Annotated in this window: 15 protein-coding genes and 1 tRNA gene; 8 read left to right on the top strand and 8 right to left on the bottom strand. The window is 68.9% G+C overall.

All coding sequences use genetic code 11. The annotated features are described in order from the left end of the window. The first annotated feature begins 2 nt into the window (after positions 1–2). Positions 3–79: transfer RNA gene (locus tag J7U37_RS14975), tRNA-Met, on the top strand. Between the two features lie 54 nt (positions 80–133). Here J7U37_RS14975 and J7U37_RS14970 read toward each other — a convergent pair. Beyond that, the gene (locus tag J7U37_RS14970; protein ID WP_247636231.1) at positions 134–976 is read right to left on the bottom strand and encodes a 3-keto-5-aminohexanoate cleavage protein; all 843 of its coding nucleotides are present in this window, start codon (positions 974–976) and stop codon (positions 134–136) included. A 176-nt stretch (positions 977–1,152) separates the two neighbouring features. Here J7U37_RS14970 and aroQ point away from each other — a divergent pair, with 176 nt between their 5' ends. Continuing rightward, entirely contained in the window at positions 1,153–1,602 is a 450-nt protein-coding gene (aroQ, locus tag J7U37_RS14965) for a type II 3-dehydroquinate dehydratase (RefSeq protein ID WP_056183638.1), read from the top strand. Positions 1,603–1,618: 16 nt separating this feature from the next. Here the strand turns inward: aroQ and J7U37_RS14960 are convergent, their stop codons facing one another. Beyond that, on the bottom strand, positions 1,619–2,611 hold the full coding sequence (locus tag J7U37_RS14960; RefSeq protein WP_056183660.1) for a DUF808 domain-containing protein: 993 nt from the start codon (positions 2,609–2,611) through the stop codon (positions 1,619–1,621). 362 nt (positions 2,612–2,973) lie between these two features. Between J7U37_RS14960 and J7U37_RS14955 the strand changes: the two genes are divergently transcribed. From J7U37_RS14955 to J7U37_RS14935, 5 genes are all read left to right on the top strand, one after another. After that, on the top strand, positions 2,974–3,621 hold the full coding sequence (locus J7U37_RS14955; protein ID WP_247636230.1) for a hypothetical protein: 648 nt from the start codon (positions 2,974–2,976) through the stop codon (positions 3,619–3,621). A gap of 684 nt (positions 3,622–4,305) precedes the next feature. Beyond that, entirely contained in the window at positions 4,306–5,391 is a 1,086-nt protein-coding gene (locus tag J7U37_RS14950) for an efflux RND transporter periplasmic adaptor subunit (protein WP_247636229.1), read from the top strand. Further along, positions 5,388–8,489, top strand: coding sequence for an efflux RND transporter permease subunit (locus tag J7U37_RS14945; RefSeq protein WP_247636228.1), 3,102 nt, complete (start codon positions 5,388–5,390; stop codon positions 8,487–8,489). The genes J7U37_RS14950 and J7U37_RS14945 overlap by 4 nt, the downstream gene beginning before the upstream one ends. A 222-nt stretch (positions 8,490–8,711) precedes the next feature. Continuing rightward, positions 8,712–9,254 carry a TetR family transcriptional regulator gene (locus J7U37_RS14940; RefSeq protein WP_056183658.1) on the top strand — a complete coding sequence of 181 codons (543 nt, stop codon included), beginning with the start codon at positions 8,712–8,714 and terminating at the stop codon, positions 9,252–9,254. Positions 9,255–9,613: 359 nt separating this feature from the next. Further along, positions 9,614–10,342: a sensor histidine kinase gene (locus tag J7U37_RS14935; protein ID WP_056487908.1), complete on the top strand. Its 729-nt coding sequence runs from the start codon at positions 9,614–9,616 to the stop codon at positions 10,340–10,342. Positions 10,343–10,420: 78 nt separating this feature from the next. On the opposite strand, the gene J7U37_RS14930 is transcribed toward J7U37_RS14935, so the two are convergent. From J7U37_RS14930 to J7U37_RS14915, 4 genes are all read right to left on the bottom strand, one after another. Further along, positions 10,421–10,849, bottom strand: a complete 429-nt coding sequence (locus J7U37_RS14930) for a response regulator (protein ID WP_247636227.1) — start codon at positions 10,847–10,849, stop codon at positions 10,421–10,423. Then, entirely contained in the window at positions 10,846–13,752 is a 2,907-nt protein-coding gene (locus J7U37_RS14925) for a PAS domain-containing protein (RefSeq protein ID WP_247636226.1), read from the bottom strand. The genes J7U37_RS14930 and J7U37_RS14925 overlap by 4 nt, the downstream gene beginning before the upstream one ends. 80 nt (positions 13,753–13,832) lie before the next feature. Continuing rightward, positions 13,833–14,648: a Crp/Fnr family transcriptional regulator gene (locus J7U37_RS14920; RefSeq protein ID WP_247636225.1), complete on the bottom strand. Its 816-nt coding sequence runs from the start codon at positions 14,646–14,648 to the stop codon at positions 13,833–13,835. Positions 14,649–15,028: 380 nt separating this feature from the next. Then, positions 15,029–17,329 (bottom strand): FdhF/YdeP family oxidoreductase, encoded by a 2,301-nt coding sequence (locus tag J7U37_RS14915; RefSeq protein WP_247636234.1) that lies wholly within the window; start codon positions 17,327–17,329, stop codon positions 15,029–15,031. Positions 17,330–17,556: 227 nt separating this feature from the next. Between J7U37_RS14915 and J7U37_RS14910 the strand changes: the two genes are divergently transcribed. After that, entirely contained in the window at positions 17,557–18,069 is a 513-nt protein-coding gene (locus tag J7U37_RS14910; protein ID WP_247636224.1) for a hypothetical protein, read from the top strand. Positions 18,070–18,540: 471 nt separating this feature from the next. On the opposite strand, the gene gyrB is transcribed toward J7U37_RS14910, so the two are convergent. Then, the gene (gene gyrB, locus J7U37_RS14905; RefSeq protein ID WP_056183622.1) at positions 18,541–20,988 is read right to left on the bottom strand and encodes a DNA topoisomerase (ATP-hydrolyzing) subunit B; all 2,448 of its coding nucleotides are present in this window, start codon (positions 20,986–20,988) and stop codon (positions 18,541–18,543) included. A 570-nt stretch (positions 20,989–21,558) separates the two neighbouring features. Next, positions 21,559–22,203: an MBL fold metallo-hydrolase gene (locus tag J7U37_RS14900; protein ID WP_056183620.1), complete on the bottom strand. Its 645-nt coding sequence runs from the start codon at positions 22,201–22,203 to the stop codon at positions 21,559–21,561. Positions 22,204–22,437: the final 234 nt, after the last annotated feature.

Below are 22,437 nucleotides of genomic sequence, written 5' to 3'. Positions count from 1 at the left end.
GGCGCGGGGTGGAGCAGCCCGGTAGCTCGTCAGGCTCATAACCTGAAGGTCACAGGTTCAAATCCTGTCCCCGCAACCAAACACAAAAGCCCGCCCCGGGAACACCAGGGCGGGCTTTTTCGTGTCTCGGCCCTCAGCGTAAACCCAGAATTTTTCGGGCCTCGGAGGGCGTCGCGACCCGGCGTCCGTGGCGCCGCACCGTCGCGGCCGCCAGTGCGACGAGTTCGGCATTGCTCGCGGCGAGGCGCTCCCGGGTGATCCGGATGTTGTCCTCCAGGCCCGTCCGCACCGCGTCGGCACCGCGCGCCAGAGCCCAGTCCATCACCTCCGCCTGATGCCGGCCGATCCCGGCGGCCGTCCAGGTCGCACCCGGCAGGATGCGCCGCATTTCGCCGAGGAGCAGGTCCAGGAGGTGCGGATCGGCCGGCAACGCGTTCTTGACGCCCATCACGAACTGCACGTGCGGGCGCGCATCGATCAGGCCGGCTTCGGCCAACCGGAGGGCGCCGTGGAGATGGGACAGGTCGAAGATCTCGATCTCGGGCCGGACGCCGAACCGCTTCATCTGACCTGCCAGATCCGACACCAGCACCGCGTGGTTCTCGTACACGATGGTGGGGAAATTCACCGATCCGGTCGAGAGCGAGGCCATGTCCGGGCGGTGCTGCAGGGACAGCCCTCGGCTCGCCGGATCGCGCCCGCGTCCGCCCGTGGAGAATTGCACGATGAGGCCCGGGCAGTGCCGGCGCAGGCCATCCTGCACGGCGGCGAAGCGGTCCGGGTCGGAGGACGGGGTCTCATCGTCGTTGCGCACATGGATATGCGCCAGGGTGGCGCCCGCCTCGTACGCCTCCCGGGTCGAGGCGATCTGCTCGGCCACCGTCACCGGAAGGGCGGGAGTGTCGGATTTGCGCGGCACCGAGCCGGTGATCGCCACGGCGATGACGACGGGGTCGGTCTTGGCGGAGTCTGGCACGCATTGTCTCCCTGGCGGATGCGGTTGTCGCGTTCCTCACCGCTCCGCATGGCCGGCAGCCGCGGTGACCGCAAGCCTCCCGACGCACGGTCTCGCGCCCTCACCCGGAGGCCTTGCACCGCCTCGCGTGACAGAACCCTTTCCGGCCCTCGGTGCTCGCTTTAAGGTTTCGCCGCATGAGCGACACGATCCTGATCCTGAACGGCCCGAACCTCAACCTGCTCGGCCAGCGCGAACCGCACATCTACGGGCACGAAACGCTCGCGGACGTGGAGGCCCGATGCCGGAGCCTGGCCGCCGGATTCGGCCTCACGATCGCGTTTCATCAGAGCAATGCCGAGCACCAGCTGATCGACTGGATCCAGGCCTATCGGGTCGATTGCGCCGGCATCGTGATCAATGCCGGGGCCTACACCCATACCTCGATCGCGATCCTGGATGCCTTGAGCGCCTGCACGGTTCCGATCGTCGAGTGCCATATCTCGAACGTGTATCGGCGTGAGTCGTTTCGCCATCATTCCTACGTGTCGCCCGCCGCCACCGCGGTGATGGCGGGCTTCGGCACCCATGGCTACGAACTCGCCATCCGGCACCTCGCTCACCTGCGCGAAGCCCGGCAGGCTTAGGCAGCCCGCGGCCGCATCAGGCGGCCCGCATTCGCAGCCGCGCGAGGCTGTTCCAGGCCGGCGCCAGGACGAAGCTCGTGATCGGGATGAGGGCGGCGCCGACGGCGAGGCCGACGAGGCCGGAGCCCGCCGCCGTCACCAGCCATTCGACGATTCCCGCAAGCGGACCCGCGACGCTCGCAGCCTGAACGGCAACCGCGTGGATGGCATGACCGATTTCGGGCAAGCCATAGGTTTCGAGGCCATGCACCAGGATGCCGCCGCCGACCCAGATCATCGCGGCGGTGCCGACGATGGCCAGGATCTTGAGGAAGCCCGGCATGCCCTTGACCAGGGCGCGACCGAAGCCCCGGACGAGGCTGCCGAACGCCGACCGGCTGGTGTTGCCCGCCATGGCGACGCCGGCATCGTCCGCTTTCACGATCAGGGCGACGCCGCCATAGACCGCGACCGTGATTCCCACCGCGACCACGGCCAGAACCGCCGCCTTCATCCAGAACGAGCCCTCGGGCAGGGCCGCCAGGGTGATCGCCATGATCTCGGCCGAAAGGATGAAGTCGGTCTTGATCGCGCTGGAAACCTTCTGATCTTCGAGCGCCTGGGCATTGCCGGCCGCCCCGTCGCGCTGGGCCTCGTGGGCATGGGCCTGATGCGGGAACAGGGCCTCGTAGACCTTCTCGCTGCCCTCGTAGCAGAGATAGGCGCCGCCGAGCATCAGCAGCGGCGTGATGGCCCAGGGCGCGAAGGCGCCGAGCGCCAGGGCGGCCGGCAGCAGGAACAGCAGCTTGTTGCGCAGGGAACCGAGGGCGATGCGGCCGACGATCGGCAGTTCGCGCTCGGCGGCGAAGCCCACGACGTACCGGGGCGTGACCGCCGCATCGTCGATGACGACACCGGCCGCCTTCACGCCGGCGCGGCCCGCCTGCGCCGCCACATCGTCGAGGGAGGCCGCCGCCACCTTGGCCAGGCCCGCGATGTCGTCGAGGAGCGCGATCAGTCCGATACTCACGAGAAATCCTTCCTGGGCACACCGCCGGCCGTCGCGGACCATCGTACGGGATCGGCGCTCGGCAAGCTCAGCCTTTACTAGAGACGAACGGCAGGTCGATTTGATCCGTGCCGATGCGGGAATGCCAAGGGCGAGACCGAATGATCTGTCCACACCTTCGCGATCGGGCGGAAGGTCTGTTCAGGCACAGCCGTCGGCTCCTTCGCAGCGGGCTTTATCACGGCCCCGAGCCTCCTGCCGAAGAGAAAGTGCGTACTGCGCCGGGATCGTCTCGACAAGTACTGGATGCATCCCGTATGATACCGGAATGCTCGTTGTGAAATGGATTTCGCCGAGCGGATTTTACTGGGAATTCGAAGCCGATGAAGCGCCGCAGCGCGCGACCGTTCACGGTCGAAATCAAGCACAACCGCGCCTCGCTGTCCGAGGCCTCCGCCCGTCCCCGCAAAGACCAGAACCTCTGGCACGACGTCTCCCTTGAGGATGCGGACACCCGCGTCGAAGCGCCGGCCGCCCCCGCGGCGTGGGGCGAGGCGAGCGCGTCCAAATCCGGGACATTGAAGTCCGGAATGTCGAAATCAGGGACGTCGAAATCCGGGTCCTCCAAGCTTGAGTCGTCCCCACCCGAGGCCCCGGCCCGGCGCATCCTGCCGAGCCTGCTGCCGATGTTCGTACCCTCGCCCGAACCGGAGGTTCAGGCCGCACCCGTGGTCGAGCGGTTGCCACGCGTCCGGCGCGTCAAACCTCCCGCGCCGCGTCAGGCCAAGCCGAAATCCGGTTTGAAAGACACGTCGGACTTCGACGCCAACCCGCGCGCGGCCTTGCAGGCGCAGCAAGAAGCGACGGTGCCGCCGGCTGCGGCCATCCCGCCTGTCGCACGACCAGCCTCGATGGCGTCCCCGACCGACGCCCCGGCGGCATTGCTGCGGGCGACGCGCCGGGTCCAGAAGGACGTCGCCCTGCGCCCCGGGGAGCGTTGGAAGCGGCGCCTGCCCCGCGCGCTCTGGTAGAGCGCGCGTCCCCGCGTCGGTCCTGGACCTCCAGCCGATGATGTCGGGCCCGACCGTTGGCGGGCCGGGATAGCGCGTCCTCCTCAGCCGGGCTCACCCCCGCCGAACCCGAACCGGAAGCGCCGCCACGGTGCGGTTGCCCTCCCTGTGTGAGGCCGCTGGATTCCCTTATCCGGGGATGTGTCGTTCGGGCTCGGAGCGATGAGGTTGGGGCTCGGCTGACTTCGCTCGGCGGCAGGGGCTCCCGGCCGCCCCAATGCCTCCTCACAGGCTCGCACGATCGCAAAGGCGGCCTTGAAGCCGCCCGGTCAGCCGTACCACGTTGTGCGCGAACCGGTGTTCCCGAAAATCGTGTGGTGAGGACGCGGAACCGCGGGCTCGGCGCGCCGGCGCCGCTGTGCCGACTGGACATGGCGTCAGGTTGCGGTGGATCGCCGACCACCGACCACCGACCCGGGCGGAAGCCGGCGCTCCCTGTCTTCGTTCTGTCCTCGCCCTGCCCTCGCACGACCGCTCGCCCATGAGCTGCGCGCCGGTGCCGTTTGACGATGCTGCCTGGTCAGCAGCCTGTCGGTGCGCGCTGGGCCGGAATTCTCGATCCGGCGCCCATTGACAGGTTCGCCATGCCAAAATAGATGATGATCATCATTCTTACAGGCGGATGGTTCGACCGTGGGGCGCAGAATGGATACGAGGGTGATGCTGGGGCTCGCGGGCCTGGCCCTGTCGGCCTGCTCGCCGGCCGAGACGGCGGTGACGCCGGAGCCGCCGCTGGTTCAGACCGTGGTGGTCGCGTCCGCCCCGGGTGGCGTTGCGCGCTACACCGGAGTGATCCGTGCCCGCACCGAGAGCAACCTCGGCTTCCGGGTCGGCGGCAAGATCTTCCAGCGCCTGGTCGATCCGGGCGACCGCGTGCGCCTTGGCCAGCCGCTGATGCGTCTCGACCGCACCGATTTCACCTTGGCGCTCAACGCCGCCCGCGCCTCGGTCGAGGCGGCCCGCGCCCAGATGATCAAGGCTCGGGCCGACGAGGAGCGCAGCCGCAAGCTGGTGGCCGACGGCTGGACCTCGAAACAGACCTACGACCAGAACAAGGGTGCGGCGGACGCGGCGAACGCGCAATTCGCCAATGCGGAGGCCCAGGCCAGCCAGATCCAGAACCAGGCCGGCTACGCGGAACTCCAGGCCGATGCCGACGGCGTGGTGATGGAGGTTCCCACCGAGCCCGGCCAAGTGGTCGCTGCCGGCCAGACGGTGGTGAAGCTCGCCCGCGACGGCGCGCGCGAGGCGGAGGTCTTCCTGCCCGAGGGCAGCCGGCGGGCTGCCGAAGGCGAGGCCTCTGCCACCCTCTACGCCGACGGAGCGGCGACCTACCCGGCACGCCTGCGCGAACTCTCCGCCACGGCTGATCCGGCCACCCGCACCTACCGGGCACGCTACATCCTGTCGGGCGGCGGCGAGGCCGCGCCGCTCGGCGCCACCGTGACCCTGCAACTCCGCGCCCTCGACGCTGGCCGGGTAGCCCGGGTGGAGGTTCCGCTCGGCGCCCTGTTCGATCAGGGGCACGGCAGCGCCGTCTGGCGCTACGACGCCGCCACCGAGACGGTGAGGCCCCAGCCCGTGCAGGTCGCCCGCATGGGCGAGGAGCGCGCCGAGATCGCCGCCGGCCTGGCCCCGGGCGACCGGATCGTGGCGCTCGGTGCCCATCTCCTCAAGGCCGACCAGCGGGTGCGCCAGGCGCCGCCGAGCATGACGGGTGTGGTGCGATGAGCGGCTTCAACCTCTCGGCGCTTGCCGTTCGCGAGCGGGCCGTCACGCTGTTCCTGCTGATCGCGCTGACGGGGGCGGGCTTTTTCGCCTTCGAGAAGCTCGGGCGGGCCGAGGACCCGGCCTTCACCGTGAAGGTGATGACGGTCTCGGCCGCCTGGCCCGGCGCCACGGCGGAGGAGATGCAGCGCCAGGTCGCCGATCCTCTGGAGAAGCGCCTGCAGGAACTGGTCTATTACGACAGGGCCGAGACGACGGTCCGTCCCGGCCTGATGATGACGAAGGTCATCTTCAAGGACAACATGCCCCCGGCCAAGCTCGCCTCGGAGTTCTATCAAGCGCGGAAGAAGCTGTCGGATCAAGCCTCAAGCCTGCCGCGCGGCGTGCTCGGGCCGCTGTTCAACGACGAGTTCTCGGACATCTACTTCGCCCTCTACGCCGTGCAGGCCCGGGGCCTGCCGCACCGCCAGCTGGTGCTGCGGGCCGAGGACATGCGCCAGCGCCTGCTGCGCGTGCCCGGCGTCGAGAAGATCAACATCCTGGGCGAGCAGGCGCAGAAGATCTTCGTCGAGATCTCCTACCAGCGCCTCGCCACCCTCGGCATCACCGGCCAGCAGCTGCTTGCCGCGCTGGCCAACCAGAACGATGTCACGCCGGTCGGCTTCGTCGAGGCCGCGGGCCCGCGCGTGTACCTGCGCCTCGACGGCGCGATCGACGGGATCGATGCGATCCGCGACCTGCCGGTGGCCGCCGGCGACCGCAGCCTCAAGCTCGGCGATATCGCTGAGGTCACGCGCGGCTACGAGGACCCCAAGACCTTCGAAATCCGCAACGACGGCGCGCCGGCTCTGATGCTCGGCCTGGTGATGAAGCCCGGCTTCAACGGGCTGAAGCTCGGCGAGGCCCTCAACGCCGAGGAGGTGGCGATCCACCACGAGACTCTGGTCGGCATCACGTTCACCAAGATCACCGACCAGGCCAAGGTCATCGACGACGCCATCCACGAGTTCATGGTCAAGTTCTTCACCGCCCTCGGCGTGGTGATCTTCGTGTCCCTGGTGGCGCTCGGCTTCCGGGTCGGAATCGTGGTGGCGCTGGCCGTGCCACTCACCCTGTCGGCGGTGTTCGTGGTGATGATGGTGACGGGTCGCGACTTCGACCGGATCACGCTGGGTGCCCTCATCATTTCGCTGGGGCTTCTCGTCGACGACGCCATCATCGCCATCGAGATGATGGTGGTGCGCATGGAGGAAGGCGCCGACCGCATCGAGGCTGCGACCTATGCCTGGAGCGCCACCGCCGCGCCGATGCTCACCGGCACGCTGGTGACCATCGCGGGCTTCCTGCCGGTGGGCTTCGCCGCCTCCACGGCGGGCGAATATGCCGGCAACATCTTCTGGGTGGTGGCCTTCTCGCTGATCATCTCGTGGATCGTGGCCGTGACCTTCACGCCCTATCTCGGCGTCAAGCTGCTGCCGAACATCGAGCGCGTGGAGGGCGGCCACGACGCCATCTACGCCACGAAGAACTACGAGCGCCTGCGCCGCCTCGTGCGGATGTCGGTCGACCACAAGTGGCTCGCCGCCGGCATCACGGTCGGGCTGTTCGCGCTCGCCGTGGTGGCGATGGGGCGGGTCGAGCAGCAGTTCTTCCCCAATTCGGAGCGCCCCGAACTCATCGTCGAGGTCACCCTGCCGGCGGGTTCGGCCTTCAGGACTACCGAGGCCAGCGTCAAGCGGGTCGAGGCGGCGTTGCGCGATCTGCCGGAAGCGGGCGAGATCACGAGCTACATCGGTCAGGGCATGCCCCGCTTCGTGCTCTCCTTCGACCCCGAACTGCCGGATCCGGCCTTCGCGCAGATCGTGGTGCAGACGGCCGACGCCCAGGCCCGCGACGCCCTGCGGGGCAAGGTCCGCGCACTCGTGGACGAGGGCCGCTTCCCCGAGGCCCGGGTGCGCGTGCTGCAGATCGTGTTCGGCCCGCCGATCCGCTTTCCCGTCGCCTTCCGGGTGGTCGGACCCGATCTCGACGTGATCCGGGGCATCGCCGCCGAGGTTCGGGAGGTGATGGCGGCCAATGCCAACATGCGCCTCGTCCACCTCGACTGGGGCGACAAGACCCCGAGCCTGCATCTCGCCCTCGACCAGGAGCGCCTGCGCCTGATCGGCCTGACCCCGAAGGAGGCCGGCCAGCAATTGCAGACCTACCTCAACGGCACGCCCGCCACCCAGGTGCGGGAAAACTTGCGCTCCGTCGACGTGCTGCTGCGCAGCCCCGGCCCCGAGCGACGCTCGCTCGGCGAGATCGGCGACCTGACCCTGGCGACGAAAGACGGACGGCAGGTGCCGGTCTCCCAGGTGGCCCGGCTGGAGAGCCGCACCGAGGACGTGGTTCTCAAGCGCTACAACCGCGAGACCTACATCCGCGTCCAGGGTGACGTGCTCGACGGGAAGCAGCCGCCCGACATCCACGCCCAGGTCTTCCCCCTGCTGGCGCCGATCAAGGCCAAGCTTCCGCCGGGCTATCGCATCGACACGGCCGGCGCCGTGGAGGAGAGCGAGAAGGCGATGCTGTCGCTGGTGGCGGTGTTCCCCATCATGCTGATCGTGACGCTGACGGTGATCATGATCCAGGTGCGCTCCTTCGCCACCATGTTCATGGTCTTCGCCACCGCCCCGCTCGGCCTCGTGGGCGCGGCGCCGACCCTGCTCCTCTTCCACCAGCCCTTCGGCTTCAACGCGATCCTCGGGCTGATCGCCCTGTCGGGCATCCTGATGCGCAACACCCTGATCCTGGTCGACCAGATCCACCACGATCAGGCGGCGGGGCTGTCGAACTACGAGGCCATCGTGGAATCCACGGTGCGACGGGCACGCCCCGTGATCCTGACGGCGGCCGCGGCCATGCTGGCCTTCATCCCGTTGACCCACTCGGTGTTCTGGGGGGCTCTGGCCTACGTGCTGATCGGCGGCGTCGGCGTCGGCACCCTGCTGACCCTGCTGTTCCTGCCGGCCCTCTACGCCCTGTGGTTCCGGGTGGCCCGAACTCCCGCGCCGGTGCCGGCCGGACAAGCCCCGCTGGCGAACCCGGCCGAGGCTTGATCGGCACGGAGCTGATCGAACCCCTCCCGGCCCTCCGGTCCGGGGCGGGGCGTTCCGGAATCGCGCGGCCCGATCGGCGCGCGCGGTCCATCGACCGGCCCACGCTTGTGCCCCCTCGCGCGGGCCGGTCGATCGGCGAAGGGAGCGGAAGCTGTTTTAAATGATGCCGCGCATCCATATGAGGGGGCGCAGACGAGGGTGGCGACGGACGAGGAGCGGCAGATGCCGAGGGTATCCCAGGAGCAGGCCCGGCTGAATCGCCAGCGCGTCGTCGAGGTCGCCTCGGCCCTGTTCCGCGAGCGCGGTCTGCACGGCGTCGGAGTGGCCGACATCATGGCGGCCGCCGGCCTGACCCATGGCGGCTTCTACGGTCAGTTCGCCAACAAGGAGGCCCTGGCGGCCGAGGCGTTCGACGCCGCGATCGCCGAGGAGTACCGGGGCGGTCCCGAGACCCTTCTGGCGAACTACCTTTCGGAGGCCCACGTCCAGACCCCCGGAAAAGGATGCCCCCTCGCGGCCCTCGCCAACGACGTCGCGCGGGAGCCGAAGGGGTGCCCCGTGCGTGCACGCTTCACCCGAGGGGTCGAGGCGCTCGCCACCCTCCTGGCCGACCTGTCGCCGAAAGCCGCCCGCGCGCGCCGGCGGCAGCGCTCCCTGGCGACCTTGTCGACCCTGGTCGGCGCCATCGTGCTGGCCCGGGCCGTCGACGACGAGACGCTGGCCCAGGAACTGATCGAAGCGGCCCGCGCCGCCGTCACCGCCTGAACCTCATGACCCCAAGTCCCGCGGCGGTCCCGGCTCGCCCGGTGGACTCCCTGGAGTCTGTTGTTTTCGTTTGTCTGGTCGGGACAACCGGTTTCCACTGATCCCTGACAAACTTTCGGCAAAGGGCCCGAGGCGAGACCGGGCTGTCGTTGGATCGAGGGGGATGTGTTCGCCCTGACGTTCGGGGTTCCCGGCGCGAAACGCGGCGGCCGACCTTTTCACCGAGCCTTGATGGAGCCGTCACGCTCCCACCGTGTTTTGCCGGCAGGTTCGGAAGCCTGAGCCGCACCGGCTCGGATCTTCTGCTCGAGCCGCACCGGCTCGGATCTTCCGCTAGCGCGCAACCTTCGGGGGCAACGTTGAACGCCGAAGACACCACCCTACGGCAGGCTCTGGCCGTGGCGAATGCGAAGGCGGCGGCCGCGGAGCGCCGGTTGATCGAGTCCGAGGCCCGCTACACCGCCCTGCAGACCGAGCAGCATCAGCTCGCGCGCGACCTCCAGCATCATGTCCGCAACATGTTGGCCGTGGTGCGTGCCGTGGCGCAGCGCTCGGCCGAGACCAGCGAGAGCGTCGAGGACTACGCCATGCATCTCGACGGGCGGCTGGCGGCGCTTGCCCGCGTACAGGGCGCGATGACGCTCAATCCGCGGGCGAAGCTCGATCTCCACGCGCTGATCTCGGACGAGCTGCTGTCGGCCCAGGCTCAGGAAGGCCTGCAGGTCGCTCTGTCGGGGCCGCCCGTACTGCTGCAGCCCCAGGTCGCCGGGACCCTCGGTCTCGTCTTCCATGAGCTGACGACGAACGCGGTCAAGTTCGGGGCCCTCAGCCATGCGGAGGGGCGGATCACCGTGTCCTGGCATGTCAGCGCCGATCCGTGGCCGAACCTGGTCGTCACATGGCGCGAGCAGGGGGGACCGCCCGTCGCCGCATCGCCGCGCAAGGGGTTCGGCCTGGGCTTGCTCGAGGATGGACTGCCCTACGAGCTGAAGGCCCGCGCGGATCTGCGCTTCGAACCGGCGGGTCTCGCCTGCACCATCATCCTGCCGCTCTCCGACCGGATCTGCGCGGGAGCCGCCCTCCCTTGACGGCGGCCTTCGCCTCAAAGCCGCCCTCCCCTGAAAGCTGCCCTGCTTTGAAGGAAGAAGTCGTTCCGGGGCGCCCCGTCAGCCGAAGAGCGCGTCGGTGACCATCGACAGCTCGAGGGGCTTTTCGCAATGGCGCACGCCGGCGTAGCGGCTCGGGATGGCAGCCTTGTCGTAACCGGTGGCGAACAGGAACGTCACGCCGCGCGCCTGCAGGGCATCGGCCACCGGGTAGACCGTCTCGTCTTGCAGGTTGATGTCGAGCACCGCCGCGTCGATCTCGGGCGTCGCCGCGATCAGCGCCAGCGCCTCCCCCACCCGCGGCACCGGCCCCAGCACCTCGGCCCCGCAGGCCTCCAACTGATGACGCAGGTCGTCCGCGATGAAGTACTCGTCTTCCACGACCAGCACGCGGCGGCCAGCGAGCGAGGGAGCGGCGGAATGCGAGGCACCGGCCGGATGGGTTGGATGGGTCGGATGGGTTGGATTCATGGAACTGACGCGACTCATGGGCTGACCTTCCTGGTTCGTTCGGTGAGGGGCAGGTCGATCGAGCAGTGCAGCTCCGTCGCCCCGAGTTCGTAGCGCGTCCGGGCCTGCAGCGCGTAGGGTAACGCCCGCTCGATCAGCTCCCGCCCGTAGCCGCGCCGGCTGGAACGCTCCTCCGTGGAATGGCCGATGTCGTGCTCCATCCATGCCAGCACGAGGCGCCGGCCTTCGTCCTCGGATTCCTTGACGGACCAGCGCACTGCGAGCCGGCCACCCTCGGTGCTCAGCGCACCGTATTTGCGGGCATTGGTGGCCAGCTCGTGCAGCGCCAGCGCCAGCGTCTGCACCATCGAAGGGCGCAGAAGCACCTCCGGCCCCTCAAGCGCGATATGACCCTCGGTCCGGGCGCCGAGCGCATCGAGCTCCAGCCGGACGAGCTGGCCGATCGTGATCGGCTCGCTCTGCGCCCGGGAGAGCAGCCCCTGGACGCGCGACAGCGCCCCGAGCCGGGCGTTGAACTGCTCGCGAAAATCCTCGCCGGGGCCGGTCTGGGTCATGGTCTGTTGCGCGATGGAGCGGACCACCGCGATCAGGTTGCGCGTCCTGTGCTGCAGCTCGGCAACCATGACGGTCTGCTCCTCCTGCAGCCGGCGCAGGTCGTCGACGTCGGTCGTCGTGCCGAGCCATTCCAGGATGTGCCCCGACGGGTCGCGCACCGGGACCGAGCGGGTGCGATGCCACAGGTAGGCCCCGTCGCTCGCCCGCCGGACGCGGAACTCCGTGTCGAGCCGGCCGTGCGGGCGCGCTTCGTCCCATGCCCGCAGGCTCGCCTCGCGGTCGTCGGGATGGACCGCGTCCAGCCAGCCGAGGCCGTGGGACGCCTCCTGGCTCTGGCCCGTGAATGCGAGCCATTGCGGCCCCGCCCAGGTCCAGTCACCCTCGTCGCGGGAGCGCCAGACCAGTTGGGGGATGCCCTCCATCAGCGTGCGCAGCCGCCCTTCGCTCTCCCGCAGCGCGGCCTCGACCCGCTTCAGCTCGGTGACGTCCTGGCCGACGCCGCCGACGCGTTCGACGGCTCCGCTAGGCCCCCGCATCGGAAAATCGGTGTTCCTGAGCCAGCGCAGACCGCCGTCGGGGCGGTGTACCCGGTACTCGAAGGTGGCATGCCCGCCTTCACGGACGCGCTGGATGCAGGCCGCCGCCGTTTCGCGATCGTCCGCGACGATCAGGTCGGTCCAGTTGCGGAAGGTGTCGCCGGTGAGCGCATCGGTGACGGACAGGCCGTAGATGGCCTCGAAGGCAGGGCTCAGATACTCCCATTCGAGGGTGGTGGCGTCCCGGATCCAGAGAACCTCGGAGGAGGCCTCGGCGAATTGTCGAAACCGCGCCTCGCTCTCCCGCAGCGCTTCGTCGCCGCGGTGGCGAGCGATGTAGTTGGCCGCCGTCCAGGCGAGCAGGTCGACCAGCCGCAAGGCGTCGTCGCTCGGGCGGTGGGGCTGGCGGAACTGGGTGCTCAGGACGCCGACGAGATCGCCCTTCCGGCTGATCATGGGGGTGCACTGGAAGGCGTGCACCTCCGAAGCGGCGACGAGGTCACCGTCCGGCGTCCCCGCGAAGCCGGGAATGTCCGCCATATCGGCCACCACCAGCTGCTGCCGGCGGACGCAGGCGAGTTCGCAGCCCTCGGTGAAGCTGTCCTGGCGGAAGCGTTCGATGACCGGGGCGTCGGGCTCGTAGCCGAGCGCGCGCACGATCTCCAGGGTTTCTCCGGTGTTGGCGACCAGTTGGATGACGCCACGATCCGTCTTCGTGAACGCGACGGCGGCGGCCAGGATCTCGTCCAGAGCCGCCTCGAAATCCGCCGTGTCGGAGATCCGGGATTGCAGATCGTGCAGCCGCCGCATGCCGGCGAGGTCCGCGGCCAGACGGCCCTCGCTCTCCCGCAGGGCCGTCTCGGCCTGGACCCGTTCGACCGAGGCCCAGGTGCGCTCGGCCACTTCCTCGATGAGCGCGATATCGTGGGGCGACCAGTCCCGCGGAGCGCGGCTGTGGACCGCCAGCACGGCGACGAGGCGGCCGGTCTTGACGAGCGGCACGTCGACGAGGCTGGCGACCGAGATCCGAGCGAAGGCCGCGCGCGCCGGTGCGGTGCGGAGATCGAGCGCCACATCCGGAATGGCGACGGTCTGTCCCTGCCGCAGTTCCGCGATGAAGGCTGCGCCGAAATCCTCAAGACGGTGGCGGCCGACGTTGCTCGGGATGGTGCCATCGTTCCAATCCCGCGTGACCGTGACGTGATCGCCGGAGGGGTCGGCCTCCGCATAGGTGACCTGGCCGGCGCCGAGATGCTGGCCGAGGGCCGCCGTGACCATCGCGATGACCGCGTTCGGATCGGTGTGGAGGCGCAGCGTGTCGGAGAGGCGCAGCAGGAACGCCTGCCGTGCTTCGCTCGCGCGAAGCCGCTCGTCGAATCGGTGCTCCTCCGTGACATCGAAGCTCACGCCGTTGACGATCCAGGGCCGCTCCGCCTCGGCAACGCCGCGCCAGCGCACCCAGCGCCCCCGGGCGGGTCCCGCGACGACCTCCAGCAGGCCGTCGAACTCCTCACGGTTGGCGATGGCGCGGGTCACCATCTCGTGCATTGCGATCTGCCCCTGCGGGGACATGCGATCGGTGAAGGCGGAGAGGGGGCGAGCCTCCTCGGCGGCCGGGAATCCCCACAACGCCAGGAACGCCGCGTCACCCCAGATCAGCCGCTCGCGCAGGTTCCAGCACCAGGTGCCCATGCGGCCGCCCTCGAGAGCGATGCGGCGAAGCGCTTCGCTCTCTCGAAGGGCGGTTTCGATACCGGCTTTCTCCCGCAGGGCCGCTTCGAGAGCCGCGAGTCGGCTCCGAAGCGCCTCGATGTCCACGGCGGCGGTCACGGCGCGACGCGGGGTGCGCGCGCGGCTGAACGACCGGCCGGGGACGGGAAGCGGGGAATCGGCACGGGGTTGTCCGCGCCTCAGGCCAACCCGCTGACCAGCCCGACGACAGCATGGCCTTTCGCGCCGTCGACAGGCTGCAGATAGGCCGGGTTGAACTCCCCGATCTCCTGGAGGCGCCTCACCTTGAGAAGCCGCAGGCTCTTGCCCCTGAGCTCGACCAGACCCTGGCGCCGCAGCTCCTGAAGCGTGCGGTTCACGTGGACGTTCGAGAGGCCCAGCGTGTCGCCGAGATCCGCCTGCGTCAGCGGCAGGGGACAGGAATCGCTCTCGGCCATGCCCACCATCTGGAAGCGGGTCAGAAGCTCGCAGAAGAGGTGCGCCATCCGCTCCATGGCCGAGCGGCAGCCGAGATTCACCACCCACTCGCGCGTGGTCGCCTCCTCGAAGAGCCTGGCTATGCGCAGCGCCTGCGCGATGTTGGGGTGGCGGGCGACCAGATCCGCCAGGGCCTGGCGGGGGATACGGACCACGACGGAGGAGGCCAGGGTCCCCACCGCATGATCCATGCGACCGAGATAGGACGCATCGACATCGCAGAGATCGCCCGGCAACAGGTACGCCATGATCTGACGCTGGCCGGCCTGACGCTGCTTGTAGCGGCAGGCGAAGCCTTCGAGCAGCATGACGGCATCCCCCGATCCCTCCTCGCTGCGGATGAGGTCGACGCGCGGCCCGAGCAGCCGCGGCGGGAGACTGATCTCCTCCAGGGCCGCGACATCCGCCGCATTCAGGTTCACCAGACTTCGGAGCTTCCGGACGAGCGGGTTGCGACCGGGGTCAGGCTCGGCCGTCCTGACCGGAGTAGCGGGAACGAGGCTAAGACGGGCGTTCATGGATGCGGCTCCCAGAACGCCGGCAGCATCAGAGCAGGCCGGCAGACAAACAGGCGATGTCCGCGACCGTAATCCAAAGGGTATGCGTTTGTTATCCCTCAGTGTCTGATGGTGTTGTGTCCGACGCTTCCCCAATGTTCGATAAAATACCGATTTAACGCATGTTATAATCGGTTCTTTCGCCTGAGAAAGAGCAGTTTCTTCATGGATTTCACTGTCAAGGTCGTGCCATCACGGCTGCGATGACTGCCCCGATCGCCTCGGATCGATCATGCCGGCTGGTGATGTGCTGGCGTGACCTGTTCGCGTGTGACCTGTTCGCGCCTGCCTTTCGCGCCTGCCTTGCCGCCTCCCCCGCGGCATTCGTCGCGATCCCGCTCTCAGCCGGTCGCGTATTCCAGTTGCGGCGCGAGCACGCGGTCGTCGTCGGCCTGCACGGTGACCGGGATGGTCTTGGCCGCCGGGGTCTTGCTGCCGATCGCGTAATGCCAGATCGGCAGAAGCACGTTGCATTCCGGATAGTAGCCGCCGATGCAGCCGATGGGGATGTCGTAGGCGACGACGAGCATGCCGGAGAGCCGGCGGTCGATGCCGTCGTCCGCCACCGTCTTCAGGGTCACGGCCTGGCCGATCTTCAGCCCGAGCCGGTCGATGTCCGAGCGGTTCATCAGCACCACCTTGCGGGTGTTCTTGATGCCCCGGAAGCGGTCGTCGTAGCCGTAGACCGTGGTGTTGAACTGGTCGTTCGAGCGCAGCGTGATCAGGCGCAGCACGTCGTGCCCCACCGTCGGCATGTCCGCATCCTCGTCGAGGCCGCCGGGCGTCACGATGTTGGCCCGGCCCGTCTCGGTGTGCCACTGGCGCTTGCGCGCCGGCAGGTCACGCTGGAAACCGCCCGGCTCCCACATCCGCCGCTCGTAGTCCCAGAACGACTCGGGCAGCGTCTCGCCGATCGCCTTGCGGATCTCGGCGTAATCCTCCTGCCAGACGTCCCAGAGCACCCGTGGATTGGGGTCGAGCACCCGCCGGCCCAGCTCGCAGATGAGCCGGATCTCGCTGATGAGGTGGGGCGAGGCCGGCCGGCGCACGCCGCGATTGCCGTGGATGCAGGCGGAGGTGTCCTCCATCGAGAGGACCTGCTGCCCCATCTTCGTCTCGTCGATCTCGATGCGGCTGATCACCGGCAGGATGTAGCTGATCTCGCCCGGCAGCAGGGCCGAGCGATTGAGCTTGGTGATCACGTTGACGGTGAGGCGCAGGCGGCGCCAGGCCGGCTCCATCTGGCCGTGATCGGGGATCGCCCGGACGAAGTTGCCGCCCAGCATGAAGAAGGCCTGGACCTCGTCCTTGAGGATCGCCTCGCAGGCCTCGACCGTGTTGTAGCCGGCCTCCCGTGGCGGTTCGAAGCCGAACTGCGCACCGAGCCGGTCCAGGGGAAACAGCTCGGGCTTCTCGGTGATCCCCACCGTGCGCTGGCCCTGCACGTTGGAATGGCCGCGGATCGGGCAGATGCCGGCGCCGACGCGGCCGAGATTGCCGCGCATCAGCAGGAGATTGACCAGCATCTGCACGGTCTCGACCCCGGCCCGGTGCTGCGTCAGCCCCATGCCGTAGACACCGATCACGGCGTGCGAGCGGCCGTAGACGGTGGCGGTCGCCTCCATGTCGGCTCGGCGCAGGCCCGAGCGCCGTTCCAGTTCGTCCCAATTCTGCGCGCGGAGCCAGTCGGCGAAGGTGTCGAAGCCGTGGGTGTGCTCGGCGATGAAGGCCTCGTCCAGCACCCCCGGACCGCCCGTCGTCCGCGAGGCCTCGTGCGCCTCCAGCACGGATTTACAGATGCCGGCGAGGGCCGCGAGGTCGCCGCCGGCCTTGACCTGGTGATATTGCGAACTGATCCGGGTGTCCTTGCCGGTCAGCATCTCGGTCGGTGATTGCGGGTTCAGGAACCGTTCCAGCCCGCGCTCGCGCAAGGGGTTGTAGGTGATGATCGGGACGCCGCGCTCGCTCGCCTCCTGAAGCGGATGGAGCATGCGGGGCGCGTTGCTGCCCGGATTCTGGCCGAAGAACAGGATGCAGTCCGTCTTGCCGAAATCCTCCAGATTGACCGTCCCGACCGGCTGGCCGATGCTGGCGGGCAGCGCCACCGAGGTGGTCTCGTGGCACATGTTGGACGAGTCCGGCAGATTGTTGTTGCCGTAGAGCCGGGCGAAGAGCTGATAGAGATAGCTCGCCTCGTTCGACAGGCGGCCCGAGCTGTAGAACACGGTGCCCTTTTGGCGATCGTCGACGGCGCGCAGTTCGCGGGCGATCTCATCGAGGGCATGCCCCCAGGAGACCGGCACGTACTTGTCGCTGCTGGCGTCGTAGCGAAGCGGATGGGTCAGGCGCCCCGGCTGTTCGAGGTGGTAATCGTCCCAGCCCCGAAGCTCGGTGACGGTGTGCTCGGCGAAGAACTTCGGCGTGCAGCGATGCGCGGTCAGTTCCCAGGCCACCGCCTTGACGCCGTTCTCGCAGAACTCGAACGGCAGCGGGTTCGCGGGCTTCACCCAGGCGCAGCTGGTGCACTGGTAGCCGTCGACCTTGTTGTGGCGGGTCAGCGCGATCGGGACGCTCGCCAGCACACCCTCGCGCCTCAGGATGTTGCCGACCGAACGGGCCGACCCCCATCCACCGGAGGGCATGCGGTAGGGCTTGAAAACGGGCTTTTTCAACGAATGATCTCCCTGTCGCCGCGACCTGAACGACGCGCTGGGGCCGAGGCCGACCGGCCGGATCGACCTTCCCCGTCGGAGCCGGGAAACATTGCCCGCCTGCCCAGGTTGCACCTCCAACCCGCCGCCTTGGCGTTTGTTCGAAACTTGGCGTTTGTTCGAGAGATTATGCTCTGGGCTTAACGAAGGTTGTCGTCATGATTACCCAAGACTATCTGCTGAAGAAGCCCGCTCGACCATCGGTGCCAAAGATGTTTCTCGATACGCAGATCGTCCCGGTGGCCGTCAATGCCGCGGGCGCGTTCGAAGTCGCGCTGGACCGGACGGCCCGGCGCCTGGGTGTCCGGCCGGTCGTGATCGTCGCCGTGGGCCTCGCCGGATTAGGCCTCGCGGCGGCGAGCCTTGCCGGATGGCCCGGAATGCGTCGCAGGCAGCGGTGGACGCGCGTCGCCGAACAACCGCCGCTGCGCGAGATTGCCCCCGCCCCGCGAGACGACGGCGCGAGGATGTCCGGGACCGGACCAGCGCCGCAGGACCATCCGGACCGGTCGCAGGGTCGGTCCCGCGCGGATCTGGCCGCCGAACGGGCGCCCGGACCATGGACGCCCGACGCGGACCTTCGCGCCCGTCAGGAACGGCTTCTGGACGAGGCGATCGAGGAAACCTTCCCGGCCAGCGACCCGATCGCCCCGAAGCGGATCACCCGCTAGGCAACCCGCAGAGCGGAGGTGGGGCGAGCCCGTCCGGCGTGGCGTTTCCGTGGCGTTCTGCTCAGAGATTTTCCCCGGGAGAGCCATTGCCGGAATGGCGGCCGATCACGGGTGCCGACAGGGAATTCTCACGGCGCGGCCTGGGTTGGACGCGAAAGCGGCGCCGCCGAGAAGCCGTTGCGGCGCACGGAGCGCCTCCTGTGCGAGGATTATGCGCACCAGCCGGACCGGATCGTCACGGCGTAGGGTCCAGGCTTTCGCCGTGTCGCGCGACGGCGATGAGGCCCAAGCATCTGCGCGATAGAGCCGGCACCGGACCCGGTCTAACGGCCGGATGCGAGACGGCAGTGGATCGAGGCGGAACCCGACGGGCCCGGCCCTCGCGGCGGTCTCGCCTTTTGAACAGGCGCCGACACCCGGCGGCCACGCCGTGGTGCGCCGGTGCTCCTGCGCGCTGGCCCAGCTCCGATTTTACACGTCGAGGTTGGCGACGCTGAGCGCGTTGTCCTGGATGAACTCGCGGCGGGGTTCGACCACGTCGCCCATCAGCTTCACGAACAGATCATCGGCGTCCTGGGTGTCCTTGACCTTGACCTGGAGGAGCGAGCGCACGTCGCGGTCGAGGGTGGTCTCCCACAGCTGCTGGGCGGTCATCTCGCCGAGGCCCTTGTAGCGCTGGAGCTGCAGGCCCTTGCGGCCGAAGGCCATCACCGCCTCGAACAGGCCGACGGGGCCGTGCAGGGTCGTCTCGTCGCCCTTGCGCGCGTAGGTGACGGGCTCGTCGTAGATCTCCCGCAGGGCTTCCGCCCGGTCGGCGAGGCGCCGGGCCTCCTGCGAAGCCAGGAGCGAGGCGTCGAGGGTCGCCACCTGGCGCACGCCGCGCAGGGTGCGGCTGAGGACGTAGCCGCCTTCCGAGACGGAACCTTCCCAACCGCGCTCGATGTCGTCGGCGATCCGGTCCATGCGCCGGGCGACCGTCCCGGCCAGACCCTCGGCCTCCGCCGCGTTCTCGTCGACATTGGTCCGGAACGCGCCGGCGATCAGGGCCTGCTCGACCACGGCGCGGTCGTAGCGGGTGTGGAGCGCCTGCATCAGCCCGCGGAACTGGCGGGCCTCCTCGACCAGGGACTTCAGCTGCGCGCCGCCGAACTCGGTGCCGGAGGCGAGCCGCAGCACGGCGCCCTCGACGCCGGCATCGATCAGGTAATCCTCCAGCGCCCGCTCGTCCTTGAGGTAGAGCGCCGACTTGCCCTTGGCGGCTTTGTAGAGGGGCGGCTGGGCGATGTAGAGGTGCCCGCGCTCGATCACCTCCGGCATCTGCCGGAAGAAGAAGGTCAGCAGCAGGGTGCGGATGTGCGAGCCGTCGACGTCGGCATCCGTCATGATGATGATGCGGTGGTAGCGCAGCTTTTCGGGATTGAAGCCCTCGCGGTCAGTCGATGACCGTCCGATGCCGGCGCCCAGCGCCGTGATCAGCGTGCCGATCTCGGCCGAGGACAGCATCCGGTCGGCGCGCACGCGCTCGACGTTGAGGATTTTTCCGCGCAACGGGAGCACGGCCTGGAAGGTCCGGTCGCGGCCCTGCTTGGCCGAACCGCCGGCGGAATCGCCCTCCACCAGAAGGATTTCGCATTTCGAGGGATCGCGCTCCTGGCAATCGGCGAGCTTGCCGGGCAGGGAGGCGATGTCGAGGACGCCCTTGCGGGTCACGGTCTCGCGGGCCTTGCGGGCCGCCTCGCGGGCCGAGGCCGCCATGATGACCTTGGCCATCACCGAGCGGGCCAGCGTCGGGTTCTCCTCGAGCCAGTTCGACAGGCCCTCGTTGAGGACGTTCTCGACGGCCGGGCGCACCTCGGAGGAGACCAGCTTGTCCTTGGTCTGCGACGAGAATTTCGGGTCCGGCACCTGCACCGAGATCACGGCGGTCAGGCCTTCGCGGCAATCCTCGCCGGTGAGCGAGATCTTTTCGCGCTTGGCGATGCCGGACGATTCCGAATAGCCGGTGATCTGGCGCGTGAGGGCGGCGCGGAAGCCCGCCATGTGGGTGCCACCGTCGCGCTGCGGAATGTTGTTGGTGAACGGCAGCACGGTCTCGTTGAATGAGTCGTTCCACCACAAGGCGACTTCGACGCGGATGTTGTCGCGCTCGGCCCGCACCATCACGGGCTTCTGCATGCCCTCGATCGGTTTGCGGGAGCGGTCGAGGTAGCGCACGAAGGCCTCGATACCGCCCTCGTAGAACAGCTCCTCGCGCTTGTGCTCGGCGTGGCGCGCATCGGTGAGGACGATCCGGACGCCGGAATTCAGGAAGGCCAGTTCGCGCAGGCGCTTCTCCAGGGTCGCGTAGTCGAACTCGATCATCGTGAAGGTGTCGGTGGAGGGCAGGAACGACACCTCGGTGCCGCGCCGGCCGTTGCCGTCGCCGACGATGATCAGCGGCGAGACCGCGTCGCCGTGGCGGAACTCCATGGCGTGCTCCTTGTCGTTGCGCCAGATGCGCAGGCGGAGCCATTGCGACAGGGCGTTGACCACGGAGACGCCGACGCCGTGCAGGCCGCCGGAGACCTTGTAGGAATTCTGGTCGAACTTACCGCCGGCATGGAGCTGGGTCATGATGACCTCGGCCGCCGAGACCCCCTCTTCCTTGTGGATGTCGGTGGGGATGCCGCGGCCGTTGTCGGAGACCGTGACGGAGCCGTCGGCGTTCAGCGTGACGGTGACGAGGTCCGCGTGGCCCGCGAGCGCCTCGTCGATGGCATTGTCGACCACCTCGTAGACCATGTGGTGCAGGCCCGAGCCGTCGTCGGTGTCGCCGATATACATGCCGGGGCGCTTGCGCACGGCGTCGAGCCCCTTGAGGACCCGGATGGATTCCGCGCCGTAGGCATCGGCGGCGAGATTGTGGGAGCTGTCGGACATGAACTTCCTCGGGCAGGCGGGCACTTGGGCTGAGCTGTCGGCCCAGGCCGGACCCCCGCGCGCCTGCGTTTCGTACTTGCTCACGCAATATAGGCGTTTCGCGTTGAGAATGCATCGTTTCCGGCGCTTTGCGAGCCCGGAAACGACGGGATGATGGGCGGTCGGCTTTAACGATCGGTCAAGGCCGCCTCGCAGGCGCCACGGCGGCGCCCTCCACCCCAGTTGCGGCGTTCGTCGATCGGTCCGGATACGGGGTGTGTGCGCCGGGGACGGACGGGGACACGGGCACGGTTCCCCCCCCCTCGTAGCAGGCAGGGCGATCACGGATGGCACCACTCCGTCCTTCCGGGGCGCCGCAGGCGAGCCCGGCCCCGAAGGCGGGCGCCGGGGACGTGCAATCCAGAGCCGCTGACGGTGCAACGTCTTGCGCCACCTGCGTTTCTGGATCCCGGGTTCCGCTACGCGGCCCCGGGATGACGGGGTGCTACGAGCGGGTCTCCGACGCGCGAATCCCGCGGACTCTCAGGCCTGCCGGGCTTCGATTCTGCCGAGCCTCAATCGCACCAAGCCTCAATCCTGCAGGAACGGGTTCGTCATCCGCTCCTCGCCCAGCGTGCTGGTGGGGCCGTGGCCGGGGATGAAGGCGACGTCGTCGCCGAGCGGCAGGACCTTGTCCTTGATCGCCCGGATCAGCTGCTCGTGGCTGCCGCCCGGCAGGTCGGTGCGGCCGACGGAGCCCTTGAACACCACGTCGCCCACCAGGGCGAAGCGCGCGTCGCGGCTCATGAACACCACGCTGCCGGGGGAATGGCCGGGGGCGTGCAGGATGTCGAAGGTCAGGCCGCCGACCTCGACCACATCGCCGTCGCCGAGCCAGCGGTCGGGCGTCACCACCCGGGCGCCGTCGATCCCGTAATTGGCGCCGGTTTCGGGCAGGCTGTCGAGGAGGTAGCGGTCGGCCTCGTGCGGGCCCTCGATCGGCACGCCGAGGCGGTCGCGCAATTCGGCCGCCCCGCCCGCATGGTCGATATGGCCGTGGGTGAGCAGGATCTTCTCGATGGTGATGCCCTGGTCGGCGATCGCCGCCGTGATCCGGTCGAGGTCGCCGCCCGGATCGACCACGGCGCCGACCTTGGTCTCGTCCGACCAGATCAGGGTGCAGTTCTGCTGGAAGGGGGTCACCGGGATGATTCCGGCGCGGGGCGTGCCTGGCATCAGGGGTCTCGCGGGATGGCGCCGGGGCGGTGCCGGGTCGGCGCAGGGTTGACGCGGGGAGGTGTGGCGCCGCGGCGGCGCCGGTGGCCGCCTGTCTAGCCCGAGATCGCCGTTGGCGCGAATCCGCCGCGCCGCCATCGTCACCTCCGCCAAACTTCGGCCTCGCCACGGGACTAGCGGGGCCTTAACCACGATCCGGCCGCCCACTCGGCCGGCTCCCCCTCCCCCGACCCG

The sequence above is a fragment of the Methylobacterium sp. 37f genome, from assembly GCF_023093475.1.
Lineage (GTDB): Bacteria > Pseudomonadota > Alphaproteobacteria > Rhizobiales > Beijerinckiaceae > Methylobacterium.
The sequence above is the reverse complement of the archived record's forward strand: the minus strand, read 5'-3'. Positions and strand labels throughout refer to the sequence as shown.

What these genes read in the sequence shown, in the direction of transcription:
- aroQ (WP_056183638.1), top strand. Translation starts at nt 1,153, where the DNA reads ATGAGCGACACGATCCTGATCCTGAACGGCCCGAACCTCAACCTGCTC.
- J7U37_RS14955 (WP_247636230.1), top strand. Translation starts at nt 2,974, where the DNA reads ATGAAGCGCCGCAGCGCGCGACCGTTCACGGTCGAAATCAAGCACAAC.
- J7U37_RS14950 (WP_247636229.1), top strand. Translation starts at nt 4,306, where the DNA reads ATGGATACGAGGGTGATGCTGGGGCTCGCGGGCCTGGCCCTGTCGGCC.
- J7U37_RS14945 (WP_247636228.1), top strand. Translation starts at nt 5,388, where the DNA reads ATGAGCGGCTTCAACCTCTCGGCGCTTGCCGTTCGCGAGCGGGCCGTC.
- J7U37_RS14940 (WP_056183658.1), top strand. Translation starts at nt 8,712, where the DNA reads ATGCCGAGGGTATCCCAGGAGCAGGCCCGGCTGAATCGCCAGCGCGTC.
- J7U37_RS14930 (WP_247636227.1), bottom strand. Translation starts at nt 10,849, where the DNA reads ATGAGTCGCGTCAGTTCCATGAATCCAACCCATCCGACCCATCCAACC.
- J7U37_RS14920 (WP_247636225.1), bottom strand. Translation starts at nt 14,648, where the DNA reads ATGAACGCCCGTCTTAGCCTCGTTCCCGCTACTCCGGTCAGGACGGCC.
- J7U37_RS14915 (WP_247636234.1), bottom strand. Translation starts at nt 17,329, where the DNA reads ATGCCCTCCGGTGGATGGGGGTCGGCCCGTTCGGTCGGCAACATCCTG.
- J7U37_RS14910 (WP_247636224.1), top strand. Translation starts at nt 17,557, where the DNA reads ATGATTACCCAAGACTATCTGCTGAAGAAGCCCGCTCGACCATCGGTG.
- gyrB (WP_056183622.1), bottom strand. Translation starts at nt 20,988, where the DNA reads ATGTCCGACAGCTCCCACAATCTCGCCGCCGATGCCTACGGCGCGGAA.
- J7U37_RS14900 (WP_056183620.1), bottom strand. Translation starts at nt 22,203, where the DNA reads ATGCCAGGCACGCCCCGCGCCGGAATCATCCCGGTGACCCCCTTCCAG.